The organism is Prevotella sp. 885 (assembly GCF_002265625.1).
Lineage (GTDB): Bacteria > Bacteroidota > Bacteroidia > Bacteroidales > Bacteroidaceae > Prevotella.
The window spans coordinates 26947-39684 of record NZ_NOVE01000014.1; the positions used below are offsets into that span (position 1 = coordinate 26947).

Annotated in this window: 13 protein-coding genes; 2 read left to right on the forward strand and 11 right to left on the reverse strand. The window is 47.1% G+C overall.

Annotation, left to right across the window (positions count from 1 at the left end; all coding sequences use genetic code 11):
- Positions 1-36 precede the first annotated feature (36 nt).
- Entirely contained in the window at positions 37-435 is a 399-nt protein-coding gene (locus CHL74_RS06225) for a hypothetical protein (protein WP_094880307.1), read from the forward strand.
- A gap of 92 nt (positions 436-527) precedes the next feature.
- Here the strand turns inward: CHL74_RS06225 and nagA (CHL74_RS06230) are convergent, their stop codons facing one another.
- From nagA (CHL74_RS06230) to pheT, 5 genes are all read right to left on the reverse strand, one after another.
- Positions 528-1685 carry an N-acetylglucosamine-6-phosphate deacetylase gene (gene nagA / locus CHL74_RS06230; protein WP_094880308.1) on the reverse strand — a complete coding sequence of 386 codons (1158 nt, stop codon included), beginning with the start codon at positions 1683-1685 and terminating at the stop codon, positions 528-530.
- An 11-nt stretch (positions 1686-1696) separates the two neighbouring features.
- Complete coding sequence (gene nagA, locus CHL74_RS06235; RefSeq protein ID WP_094880309.1) at positions 1697-2854, reverse strand: N-acetylglucosamine-6-phosphate deacetylase; 1158 nt, start codon at positions 2852-2854, stop codon at positions 1697-1699.
- A 169-nt stretch (positions 2855-3023) separates the two neighbouring features.
- A complete protein-coding gene (locus CHL74_RS06240) occupies positions 3024-3275 on the reverse strand; it encodes a TIGR03905 family TSCPD domain-containing protein (protein ID WP_094880310.1) in 252 nt (83 codons plus the stop codon).
- Positions 3276-3373: 98 nt separating this feature from the next.
- Entirely contained in the window at positions 3374-4117 is a 744-nt protein-coding gene (locus tag CHL74_RS06245) for a YebC/PmpR family DNA-binding transcriptional regulator (protein ID WP_094880311.1), read from the reverse strand.
- A 63-nt stretch (positions 4118-4180) separates the two neighbouring features.
- Entirely contained in the window at positions 4181-6643 is a 2463-nt protein-coding gene (gene pheT / locus CHL74_RS06250; RefSeq protein ID WP_094880312.1) for a phenylalanine--tRNA ligase subunit beta, read from the reverse strand.
- Between the two features lie 115 nt (positions 6644-6758).
- Between pheT and CHL74_RS06255 the strand changes: the two genes are divergently transcribed.
- Complete coding sequence (locus CHL74_RS06255; protein ID WP_094880313.1) at positions 6759-7625, forward strand: Rpn family recombination-promoting nuclease/putative transposase; 867 nt, start codon at positions 6759-6761, stop codon at positions 7623-7625.
- A 171-nt stretch (positions 7626-7796) separates the two neighbouring features.
- Here the strand turns inward: CHL74_RS06255 and CHL74_RS06260 are convergent, their stop codons facing one another.
- The 6 genes from CHL74_RS06260 to CHL74_RS06280 all read right to left on the reverse strand — a co-directional run bounded on the left by CHL74_RS06260 (position 7797) and on the right by CHL74_RS06280 (position 12733).
- Positions 7797-8954 carry a hypothetical protein gene (locus tag CHL74_RS06260; protein ID WP_094880314.1) on the reverse strand — a complete coding sequence of 386 codons (1158 nt, stop codon included), beginning with the start codon at positions 8952-8954 and terminating at the stop codon, positions 7797-7799.
- A 14-nt stretch (positions 8955-8968) separates the two neighbouring features.
- On the reverse strand, positions 8969-9874 hold the full coding sequence (locus CHL74_RS06265) for a fimbrillin family protein (RefSeq protein WP_094880315.1): 906 nt from the start codon (positions 9872-9874) through the stop codon (positions 8969-8971).
- 88 nt (positions 9875-9962) lie between these two features.
- Entirely contained in the window at positions 9963-10724 is a 762-nt protein-coding gene (locus CHL74_RS06270) for a fimbrillin family protein (RefSeq protein ID WP_094880316.1), read from the reverse strand.
- A 15-nt stretch (positions 10725-10739) separates the two neighbouring features.
- Positions 10740-10898, reverse strand: a complete 159-nt coding sequence (locus CHL74_RS15735; protein WP_176452183.1) for a hypothetical protein — start codon at positions 10896-10898, stop codon at positions 10740-10742.
- 22 nt (positions 10899-10920) lie between these two features.
- Complete coding sequence (locus CHL74_RS06275) at positions 10921-11814, reverse strand: fimbrillin family protein (RefSeq protein ID WP_094880317.1); 894 nt, start codon at positions 11812-11814, stop codon at positions 10921-10923.
- A gap of 25 nt (positions 11815-11839) precedes the next feature.
- The gene (locus CHL74_RS06280) at positions 11840-12733 is read right to left on the reverse strand and encodes a FimB/Mfa2 family fimbrial subunit (protein ID WP_094880318.1); all 894 of its coding nucleotides are present in this window, start codon (positions 12731-12733) and stop codon (positions 11840-11842) included.
- Between the last annotated feature and the right edge of the window lie 5 nt (positions 12734-12738).

Consider the following 12738-nt stretch of genomic DNA (forward strand, 5'->3'; position numbering starts at 1 on the left):
ACAATTGGGTAACTTTGCATAATAAAAAACAAAGATATGAAGAACATTCTTTTACTTATGGCTTCTGCCATCCTACTCTCATCTTGCCACGAGAGCCTTGAGAAACGCGCGCAGCGGGAAGCTCGCGAGTATACAGAGAAGTACTGCCCAACTCCGGTACGCGACTATGTGCGCACGGACAGCGTAAGTTTCGACATCAACACCAAGACATACCATTATTATTGCTCCATCGTAGGCGACCTCGACAACAAGACCATCTTCGACATCAACCGCGACAAGATAGCCGAAGCGCTGCAGACACAAATCAACGAGGGCACCAACTTCAGAGCATACAAGAAAGCCGGATTCTCCTTCCAGTGGACACTGCGCTCGGACAAGGACAAGAAGATGGTGTATTTCGACAAGAAATACACGCCGAAGGACTATAACAAGTAAGACATAACAGAACATATCGCTATAATCGCAATAAGGGCTGGATTCCTAAGATTGGAACCCAGCCCTTATTCTGTATGTGTGATATATAACGTTTAGAGCTTGTTGGTTATCTCCTTGCCCATCTGCATTACGTAGGTAAGGTTGATGTCCTTATCGAAGACGATGATGTCGGCATCCTTGCCTTCCTCGATGGAGCCCTTACGGTCGAACACGCCCATTATCTTAGCGGGAGTTTCGCTCGCCATGCGGAATACGTCAATCATCGGAATGTCTGCCTTCTTGATGCAGGTGCGGATGAGCACGTCCATGGTGGCTATTGATCCGGCAAGAACCGAACGGTCAGCCAACTTGCAGACACCGTCCTCCATAATCACGCGAGCCTCAGCCAGCACGTCGCCTTCGCTTGCGGCATACGCCAAGGAGTCGGTGATGAGGGCTGTCTTCTCCACGCCCTTTATCTTGTAAGCCACCTTGAGCATCACTGGCGGCACGTGTATGCCGTCAGCAATCAGCTCGATGGTCATGTCCTGCAGCGCATACACGCTCTCCACAGTACCGGGCACCTTAAACTCCTGCTCCTTGTAAACAACGGGCATGCCGTTATAGAAGTGGGAAGCGTGGGTCATTCCAGCCTTGTAAGCGTCAGACACGTCCTCGTAAGTGGCGCGGGTGCAGGTCAAGGCAGAAAGCACGCCATGCTTGCGAAGCTCCTTGACGAACCTTATCGTACCAGGTAACTCAGGTGCTTCGTCCCAACGCTTAATGCACTTATACTTGTTAAGCAGCGTCTCGTATTCGTAAATAATCGGCGCTTTAATCAGAACAGGGTTCTGCGCACCGGCCTCCTTACGGTTTATATACGAACCCTCAATATGCAGTCCGAGCACCGGGCTGTCCTTCTCAGCCATCAGCTTCTCGCATACATTGCAAGCTGCCTCCATAGTGGGGACAGTGGATGAAGACAATGTGGGGTATATGGAAGTGGTGCCATGCTTCAGGTGCGCATTCACCGCAGCACGAAAAGCGTCTTCGCAGCCTTCTATGAAGTCGCGTCCGCCACCGCCATGCGCATGCATATCAATGCCGCCGGGAACAATATAGCCTCCCTTGGCATCGATGATTTCGGCTCCTACAACGTGCAGGTTGATGTTCGAGACAGCCCTGATCTTGTTGCCGTCCGTAACGATGGAGCCGCCATCAAGCCATCCTTTAGGCGTGAGGATGCGACCATTGACAAATTGTTTTAACATAACGATTCGGTTTAGAGTTCGTTGGTAACCTCGTTACCCATCTGCATCACGTAAGTGAGCTTCAAATCCTTGTCAAACATCATGATGTCGGCGTCCTTGCCGTCCTCAAGCGATCCCTTGCGGTCGAATACGCCCATGATCTTTGCCGGAGTTTCGCTCGCCATGCGGCATGCGTCCTCCATCGGAATGCCAGCCATCTGCACGCAGGTGCGGATAAGGCGGTCCATGGTGGCTATTGATCCGGCGAGGGCTGAATGGTCAGCCAGCTTGCAGACGCCGTCTTCAAGGATGACGCGCGGGTCGAAAGCCACTCCTTCTTCGCTTGCTGCACAAGCCAGCGAGTCGGTGATAAGCGCGGTCTTCTCCACTCCCTTTATCTTGTAAGCCACCTTAAGCATCACCGGGGGCACGTGTATGCCGTCGGCAATCAGCTCTATGGTCATATCCGGAAGGGCGTAAACACTCTCCACTGTGCCAGGCACCTTAAACTCATGCTCCTTATATACTACTGGCATGGCGTTATAGAAGTGTGTGGCGTGCATCATACCAGCCTTATGACCGGCTACGACGTCTTCGTATGTGGCGCGTGTGTGACCGATGGATGCCACGACGCCGTGCTTGCGGCAGCACTGGATAAACTCCACCGAACCGGGAAGTTCAGGAGCCTCATCCCAACGCTTTATGCATGAATACTTGTCGAGCAGCGGCTCATATTCCTCCGGCACAGGAGCCTTTATCCATTCAGGAATCTGTGCGCCAGCCTGCTTGGGATTGAAGTAAGGGCCCTCAAGGTGAAGTCCGAGCACGGGGCTGTTCTCCTCTGCCATGAGCTTTTCGCAAGTTTCGCAAGCTGCCTCAATCATAGGCACCGTTGAAGAAGAAAGTGTCGGGAATATGGATGTGGTACCGTGCTTCATGTGCGCCTTGATGGCCACACGGAAAGCCTCTTCGCTGCCTTCCATAAAGTCGCGACCGCCACCACCATGTACGTGCATCTCCACTCCGCCAGGCACTACATAACATCCCTTAGCGTCAATGATTTCTGCGTCTACGATATGGAGATCACTGTTCGATACGGCCAATATCTTGTTGCCGTCGATAATAACAGAGCCGCCTTCCAGCCAGCCTTGTGGAGTAAGAACGCGACCGTTGATTATTTGTTTTAGCATAACTGTATGATTAGATTCAGACCTGTAATTGCTGCACTTTACGTCTTAATAGATTATGTATGCAGTGGTCTTTTGTTTATTAGTAGGTTTTACGTAAGCAAAGGTACACATATTTTTTTATTGTTGTCTATAAAATTTCAATTTTATTCGGACAACCGTACAGTATATCTTAGTAGCCCATTTCTTCCAGCGCTTTTGCCAGCTGGTCAGGGCAGCTTGTCGGCTTCATGCCGCAGGTTATTCCCTTCAGCGTCTGCTTTATGTCCGAAGCCTTCTTTCCGATGGCAAGTGCGCAGATGCCTTTCAGGTTGCCGTTGCATCCTCCGAAGAACGAGAGGTCGCGGATGATGCCGTTCTCGTCCACGTCAATGGTGATGGAGCGGCTGCATGTACCCTCCGTCATATAGTCCAAGTGGTTCATAATGATATTGTTTTTGGATGTTCTTATTAATGAATAAAGGGCGGCTATCGTTCAGACAACCGCCCCTTCTTATCTTGTTCTTTCAGAAAAGTCTGACCTTACTCAGCAGGAAGCTCCTCCGGCTTCATGTTGGTGTAGACGTTCTGCACGTCGTCAAACTCCTCAAGACGCTCCACCATCTTGTCGATGGTTGCACGCTGCTCAGCGTCGATGTCCTTAAGGTCGTTAGGCACGTAAGTAAACTCACCGCCGATATCCTCGAAGCCCTGGTCCTCAAGGAACTTCTGAATCTGAGCGTAAGCCTTCACGTCGTCGCCGTAGATGGTGATTGTGCCTTCTTCCTCGTCCTCATCAAACTCGTCCTCTACGTTGAAGTCGATAAGCTCAAGGATAAGCTCTTCCATGTCTACGCCTTCCTTCTTCTTGAAGGTGAACACGCACTTGTGGTCGAAGAGGTAAGCCAATGAGCCAGTGGTGCCGAGTGTTCCGTTAAACTTGTTGAAGACCGAGCGAACATCACCTACGGTACGTGTGGTGTTGTCAGTAAGAGTGTCCACAAAGACAGCGATGCCGTGAGGGCCATATCCCTCGTATGTCACTTCCTTGTATTCGCTCTGGTCCTTACCCATAGCGTTCTTGATGGCACGCTCGATGTTGTCCTTCGGCATGTTCTCACGCTTGCAGGTGGCGATGATAGAACGGAGTGAGGGATTGTTCTCAGGCTCCGGACCGCCAGCCTTAACAGCGATGGCAATCTGCTTGCCCAGACGAGTGAAAGTCTTGGCCATGTGGCCCCAACGCTTCAGCTTTGTAGCCTTGCGATATTCAAATGCTCTTCCCATTTTTATTTATAATTTATTATTTTGTATTTTGTATTTTCCTTACTCGTTTCGCTTGCTGACCTCTTATCTCAGTTCTGCACCGAGCTTCTGCTTGAGGTTGTTGATAAGCTTGGTCATGATGGCGTCAATCTGCTTGTCGGTGAGCGTCTTGCTCTCGTCCTGCAGGATGAAGTTCACGGCATAGCTCTTCTTGCCAGCCGGCAGATTCTTGCCCTCGTAAACGTCAAACAGCTCCACGCTCTTGAGGAGCTTCTTCTCTGTCTGACGGGCAATCTGCTCAATCTGCTCGAACTGTACGCTCTTGTCGATGAGCAATGCGAGGTCGCGGCTTACTGACGGGAACTTGCTGATGTCGTGATAGAGAGTCTCGTTCTTCTTGATGGCACGCATAAGGTTGTCCCAGTTAAGGTCGGCATAGAAGACATCCTGAGCGATGTCCATCTTCTTCAGAATCTTATGACATACCGTACCCATCTCGCAGAGCACCTTTCCGGCACGTGTCTTCAATACGAGCGCCTTGCCGAAGACGTTGTTGTCCGAGTGTTCGCAAACCATGACGCCGGGATTTACGCCCAGACGCTTTACGATGTTAAGCACATAACCCTTCAGCTCATAGAATGACGACTGCTCGTCGGGATGAGTCCACGATCCTTCCACGCGCTTACCCGTAATCCACATTCCGAGGTGCATTTCCTCCGTGTAAGCCTTTATCGGATCCTCGTCGTTCTTCTTCTCCGGCGAGAAGTGATAGCAGTTGCCGAACTCGAAGAAGCGCAGGTTAGGCATCTTGTGGTTGACGTTGCGGCAGATGCTCTCCAGACCGCCGAAAAGCAGCGACTGTCTCATTACGCCGAGGTCGGAGCTGAGCGGATTCATCACCTTGACGGTGGTCTCCTCGGTGTACTTGTTTAGCTCTGTATAATAAGATGTCTTAGTGAGCGAGTTGTTCAGAATCTCACGGAATCCGCAACCCACGAGCTGCTCTCCGATAACATTCTGCAAGTGATAAGTCTTGTCCGCCTCGCCAAGGATGGTGAGCGAGCTCTTCAGCTGTGTGGGAATCTCCACATTATTATATCCGTAGATACGCAGGATGTCCTCCACTACGTCGCACGGACGCTGTACGTCCACACGGTATGCGGGAACGTCAAGCAACAGACCTTCTGCTGTCTCCTCCACAACCTTCATCTCAAGGCTCTCCACGATAGATTTTATCATGTCATGACCGATGGCCTTACCGATAAGGCGGTCAACGTATTCATAGTCGAGCTGTACGCGGGCGTCAGCCATCGGGTTAGGATAAACGTCCTTAATCTCCATGCTCACCTTACCGCCAGCAAGCTGCTTGCAGAGGATGGCTGCCTGCTTAAGGGCGTAGATGGTGCCGTTGGGATCGATGCCACGCTCGAAGCGATAACTTGCATCGGTGCTCAGACCGTGACGGCGTGCACTCTTGCGAATCCATGTGGGATGGAAGTAGGCGCTCTCCAGCACCACGTTTGTGGTGGTGTCGTACGTGCCGCTACCCTTGCCGCCGAAAATTCCGGCAATGCACATCGGCTCCTCTGCGTTGCAGATGCTGAGGTCGTGCTCGCCGAGAGTGTGCTCCTCACCGTCAAGAGTGACAAACTTGGTGCCTTCCGGCTGGGTGCGGACCACAATCTTGTGGCCAGTCACCATGTCAGCGTCGAAGCAATGCATCGGCTGACCGTAAGCCATCATCACATAGTTGGTGATGTCCACGATGTTGTTGATAGGACGCAGACCGATGACCTTCAGCTTGTTCTGAAGCCACTCGGGGCTCTCCTTCACCTCACAACCAGTGATAGACACGCAGGCATAGCGCTTGCAAGCCTCCGTATTCTCAATCTCCACGTCAATGGGGAGGTCGTTATTGTCTACTGTAAATTCCGTGCAGTCAGGACGATGCAGCGATGTCTCATGACCGTTGCGCTTGAGCCAAGCATAGAGGTCGCGTGCCACACCCCAGTGTGACAATGCGTCAGAACGGTTGGCGGTGATGTCAATCTCGATCACCCAATCGCTCTCCAGATGATAATACTCAGCAGCGGGCTGTCCTACAGGAGCGTCCTCCGGCAGCACAATGATGCCGTCGTGGCTCTCTCCCACTCCAATCTCGTCCTCGGCACAAATCATGCCGTTCGACTCGACGCCGCGCAACTTCGATTTTTTGATAACAAACTCCTTGTCGCCGTCGTAAAGCACGCAGCCCAGATCGGCTACGATAACCTTCTGGCCAGCAGCCACGTTAGGAGCGCCACAGACAATCTGCTGCGGTTCGCCCTTACCAAGGTCGACGGTGGTTATATGCAAGTGGTCAGAATTGGGATGCATCTCGCAAGTCAACACCTTGCCTACGAACAGTCCCTTAAGACCACCTTTTATTGTCTGTACTTCCTCAAGAGCATCTACTTCAAGTCCGCATGATGTCAGCGCATCAGCTGTTTCCTGCGGCGTAAGGTCGAAATCGACGTACTCCTTAAGCCATTTGTATGAAATCTCCATTATAATGATTTTTAAGTATACTCAAAACGTGATGCAAAATTAATAATTTTTGAGTAAGTAAACAAAATAATATGAAAATAAAACCGTAACTTTGCTGTAGAGTTTTTTAAAACTGATGATTATGAAATACTTAGACCCTAAAGCAGACCTTACGTTCAAGAAGATATTCGGCAATCACCCCAAAAGACTGATCAGCCTTCTGAACGCACTCCTGCCACTCAGCGAAGAGGAGCAGATACACAAGATAAAGTATCTGCCTACAGAACTTGTGCCACAGCTCGAAGGGGGTAAGAATACCATTGTGGATGTACTCTGCACAGATGTCAGAGGCAGGAAGTTCTGCGTGGAAATGCAGATGGAATGGTCTGATGCCTTCCAGCAGCGAGTACTGTTCAATGCATCCAAGCTCTATGTGAGTCAGGCTAAAAAGGGAGGCAAATACAGCGAACTTCAACCTGTGTATTCTCTCAACCTGATAAATGATATCTTTGCGCATGATACTCCTGATTTCATCCACAACTACCGCATCGTGCACGACAAGGACAGCAATAAGGTCATCGAGGGCTTGCATTTTACCTTCATAGAACTCCCGAAGTTCACCCCTCATTCCATTGCCGACAAGCGTATGATGGTCTTGTGGCTCCGTTTCCTCACGGAAATCAATTCCAACACAAAGGAGATTCCTACCGACCTGCTCAATGACCCAGAGATTGGAAAAGCCGTAGAAGAGCTGGAGATTTCCGGTTTCTCGGATGCCGAGCTCAGAGCCTACGACAAGTTCTGGGATTCCGTAAGCGTTGAAAGAACCCTCATAGATGACAGCTACCAGAAAGGTATGGAAAAAGGCAGAGAAGAAGGCATGAACCAGCGAAGCCTTGAGATTGGCAGGAAGATGCTGGCAAATGGAATGGATGAAGCATCGGTCATGGATATGACGGGGCTGACGGCAGAGGAGATAAAGCTGCTGAAAGCGGAGATGTAGATTACGAATGTCACCATATAATCAAGGGTCTATACGCCACCTGTTCATCGTGGCATATAGACCCTTGTCGTTTTCCCGTGAGGTACGAGTGAATATTATCTTCTTGTTAGCTACGCTTTTTGCAAAGCTTTAAAGCCTTGTCAAATCTTTTGGTTGTACCAAACTTATACATTATTCTCCTAAAACAGTGTCAAACATTTCGTCAACAGAATTCCATTGGGTAACCCTACCTTTCGCCTTGTCCTCTTCGGCAAGCTCCAGACCAGTCTTCTTAGGTCTCATAATAGAAATAGAACTAACACCATTCATCATTTTGATGGCGTTTTTCAGCTTTGTCAACATAGTAGGGTCAGATACCGTTACCAAAAGCTGTGGCTCATTTATATTTCCAACCTTCTTTAATCCCATAATGGTAAGGTTGATATTGTCATCTTTGGCATATTCAAGGGCACTTTTTATTGCATCCATATCATCATTCGTCATATCATCAGAAAGGACAAGACGGATGTCTGCCTTCCCTTTATTCAGTTCATTCTTGATAGTACTTTGTATTTCCTCAGTGCTCAAACCGACCAAAGACACTACGGTCGCATCCAGCACATAGCTCTTGTTGGTTTCAATTTCTTTTTGGAAAAAATAATCAACTAAAGTCACATCGGCATTTTTCACAATTATTGACGAATACTTAAAAAACTTACCGTACAAATACACATTGCCTTTTTCATCAGGCGTAAGAGTGTAGGTATTATCAGAATAGCCTCTAGTGTTGGCTGGAGTGATAAACTTGGCAATAACGGTAACAGAACCATCTTGATTTGTAGCAATGCGGAGGCGTGAATAGTTGCGTGTTGCATCGGCAAAAGATACATTTATACCCTGACCATTAGGGGTGATATTGGCTTTTCCCTCAATATATTCATCCGTTCCTGCAGCCTTACCTTCTTTCAAAACTAATTTGCCTGCTTCCCATTTGTAATTAGGGGCATAATATACATGAGGAAAGGTTGGCACTTCGTCTTCTTTATAAGACAACTCGCCACTTGCCAATTCCCAATTACTGCCATTATATTTAAAAGCAGCATACTTAGTCCCTAAAGTCTTACTGGTCATCTTCAGAAGCAACTCATCTCCTTCAGCCCATGAAGTCTTGCCTTCATCAGGTGTACCAATAGCACGAGTCTGTGAATCTCCGAATGCCGGAAATTCACCTACAACCAACTGTACGTTGCTCTTGCCTGTTGTTGCAGTTGTTTCTTCTATATCACTTGTGCATGACGCCATTACTATAGTAACGACAGCCAGCATGATGTATTGAAATATCTTTTTCATATTCTTTCCTCCAATTATTTGAGATCTTCTTCGTTGTTACTGTCCCAACCTTTCAAATCATCTACGCTGATTCGGGTCAGTTCCACTTTGTCTTTTCCTACATCGAGTTTATAGGTGTAGCGCTCGCCCTCTTGAAAGTTCGTATCTGACTTCATTTTTGCATGGAAGTTTTTGTCGCCTATCTTGAATTTCAAGAAAATCTCGCCAGTTTTGTATGAACCAGGGATAACGATTGCAGAAAACATACCATCGTCATGCTTACAGGCTTGTACCCAAGCAGGATTAGCAGTAGGTGTACTCATGACAAATTGCCCTCGGGCTTGGTCTCTACTAAAATCAACACTATTGTGCTTAGAATACACTTGTGGTTCACTAATATCCATATTAGGATAATCTGCAGTTCCAACATGATATACTATTGTAACCAGCGACATGCGATGCTTCATAGGAATGCTTATATCGTTCCAAGGAATATCGTACCAATATCCAGTTATGAGATCAGCGTTTTTCAAATTACCTTCGCTGCTTTGGTCTGTCTGTAAATCATACTGTAGATTATTTTTCCCAAAATCCGTGTCAGATGGATATACAGCCAAAATAGTATGTTGATCGTAGCCTGTTAACCAACGAAAACTTCCTGTACGAGACCATTCGTTTGTTGCACTATTAAAAGAAAGAACAGTCGTACTACCAGGATCATAATCCGTAAATATACTTACTGTCAGTTTATCTTTATCCTCCCAATTGTCACCGTATCCCAATGTATTGACACGAGTCTGCATACCTCCAACAGAGAAAGTGGCATTGATTTCCTGCCCTTTCAGCGTTGGAGCCATATCTTCATTTTGCGTACATGCTGTAAAGCCCATAGCCATAAGGCCCATTACCGCATAGGAAATTCTTTGTTTTATCGTCTTCATAATCTTCAGTTTTTTATTGTTAGTGAGTTAGTGAGCGACCAAGCTCACTAACCCTGTATTTCCTATTTCTGCACTTTCTTTATCATTGTTATTGCTGTTCTGCGTCCAGACCACCTTCATCACTTGGCAGCCATCCTGTAATGCCAGCTTTGTCTATAACAACACCTGTGTTGTGTATACTTATTGTATATGTGTACAGATAGCCGCCTTTAAACTCATTGTTTGTTGACGAAGGCAATGAAGTAGTGTAAGTATTGATTGTGCCATTGTCAGCTACTTCAAATTCTATATCCATCTTGTTGTTGTCCAAAGACTGAGGAAATACTATGAACTCACAGGAACAGGTGACATCGTTTTTCAAACTTTTATTATCCACATCGGATTCATAAATTCCTCTATCTCCAGAGACTGTAACTTCACCAGTTAGTGTATTAATAGAACCTGTCTTATAGATACCCTTTAATTTTAATTTATTTTTAAGGTTCGCATTATTTGCATTAATGCCCTTGCCAGCCCTGAAAGTCAACCGTATCATACTCATGCAATGCTTGAATTGGTTGTCTCCAGTAAATTGCACCTGTGGGGAAGACTTGGTGGCGGTTGCATCTCTTGCAAAGAGAAAATCTGCTGGGCATGGTTCGCCTTCCTTTACCTCTGCCATATTCCAATTATTTACAATGCCGTTACCATCAACATTTTCTTGATATGGATAATAGGCACAGAATTGGACTTCTTCAGTTGCGCTTGCAAAATATATTGGATTGGCAGATGTGAAATTTCCGTCACCAGCAGTTGTATATTTCACATTGTCTCCTATTGTATAGCCTGTTGATGTGACATTTACGCCTATGGCATCGTTATTAGACTAGGTGTTGCCAGTGGTGGCGCGTGTGGCGTTTTTAACAATATCCGCCTTTACGGTAGCAGCAACAGGACCATTGTTGCCAATACCATCTTCTTCGTTAGCGCAAGCAGCAAACAGCAATGCTGCAGCAGCGATGTATAAGAATCTAAATTTCTTCATATCTCTTGTTATTTAAGAGTTATTATTGTGCTATATGTTCATTATTGTCTCCTGCCTCTGTCCAAGGCTTAATGGTTCCAGAAATATCTACGGCAGAACGACTCAATTTTACTACTGTATAGTGGTATCTTTTGCCACCCTCAAGTTTTGCAGGCATTGTCCATACGAAAGGAGCGTCGTAACCATTGTTGAGGTCAAACTCTATCACTCGGCTTGCTTCTTCTGTAGGGAGCAGGATTGCCTCATACAGCTTGCCAGCTTGGGTAGTTTGCATCTTGATGTCCGTAGGATTTCCTTCACCAGAGATAGTCCCATCCGCAAGATTGAAAGTGGCTTTGGTATTCTGACCTTTCACTGTCACAGTCATTTTCTTAAGGTCTTCTTGCGTGAGACCGTTACCTGGTTGAACTTCCAAAACAAGATTGCTTAACTTATGGTAGAACTTCAAGAATACCTGTGGCGTAGCTTTGTTGCAGCCTGTAGTCTTGGCATACATGAAGTCGATAGCTTCTTGTTCCCCTTGGTCTGTTACATCAAGTGCTACCTTGTAGTCATTGACAGTGGTCTGTGGATAGTAAGAATAGAAGTCCACATCTCCATCTATCGGGAAGAAAACAGTCTTACCTCCAGAAACAGGTGAAAAGCCTATACTTCCACTTGTCTGATAGCAAATATTGTCAACACCCTCTTTGATTGCATCCGCCGAGAGAGGCTGATTTGCTCCTGTCATGAAGATACCGATCTCGTCACCATCAGCCCAGGCTAAACCGGCAGCACGGGTGTTTACACTGATACCACCAGTAAACTGCACGGCTACCTTATCGTTCTGGGTAGAAGGAGCTGTATCTTCTGTACTGCATGAAACCATTGCACCAGCCAAGAGTGCAAGGGCGAAGAACTTAGTCATCTTTTTCATATAATAAACATTTTAAAAGTTATTATTATTTTATTTCTACTTCATTGTTGAGGTTCGTCCAACCGTTGATGGTAGCTTCCAGATTCATCTTTGGCTGCATTTGGTTGTAGCTGAGTCGTAACTCATACTTTCCTCCAACCTTCATCGCAGGAGCGGTGATGTCATACTCTTGCAAGGTCCCGTTAGGCAGCAAGAGACGGAGATAAATATGAGAGGCGGAACTTCCCTGTATGGTCGGCATCAGCCGGATGACTTCTGATTGCAAAGTTGACTCAGTAGCCAAGATAGTAGGTATTTCCACTTCCGTTGGCTTTATGCTCGGCAACCCATAGTCGCCATCACTATTCTTCAGTGTAGGGAATAGACACCAGGCACAGTCTAAAGCCTTGCCACTCATCTCAGTGCCTTTAGGTACATTCTCTATGATGATGGTCAGTTCGGCAAGCACGCTCTTCATTGGGTTTTGCACCACATAGCTGCCTTCCTTGTCATCTATCTTCACATCGGCAACTCCAAAATAAGCATTATGCTTCACATCTTTAGGATTGGTCAACCCTATCTGGATATTGTTCCAATTAGTCAAAGCCCTGGTCTGGTCAGTGGTGAAGAATGGCTCTATGAGATTGGCGGCAGCCAGAATCTGATAATGCCCTACAGGAAGAACGAAGCGTTGGCTTGCCACCTCCTGCGCACTGCCATAATGTTTTTCCTCTACTAATGAACCGTCATCGGCATTGAATATCCAGAGTTTCACGTCCTTCACTTCCGTACCTTGGTCGGCTTCATCCGCCCAAGTGAGCGATACTGACAAGCCACCCTCGTCCTCACCATCATGAGCATTATGGTCGCAGCTTGCCAAGAGGCATGGGACGCATAACAGCACCCATAACCAAATATTAAATCTTCTTTTTGCTTTCATCTTCT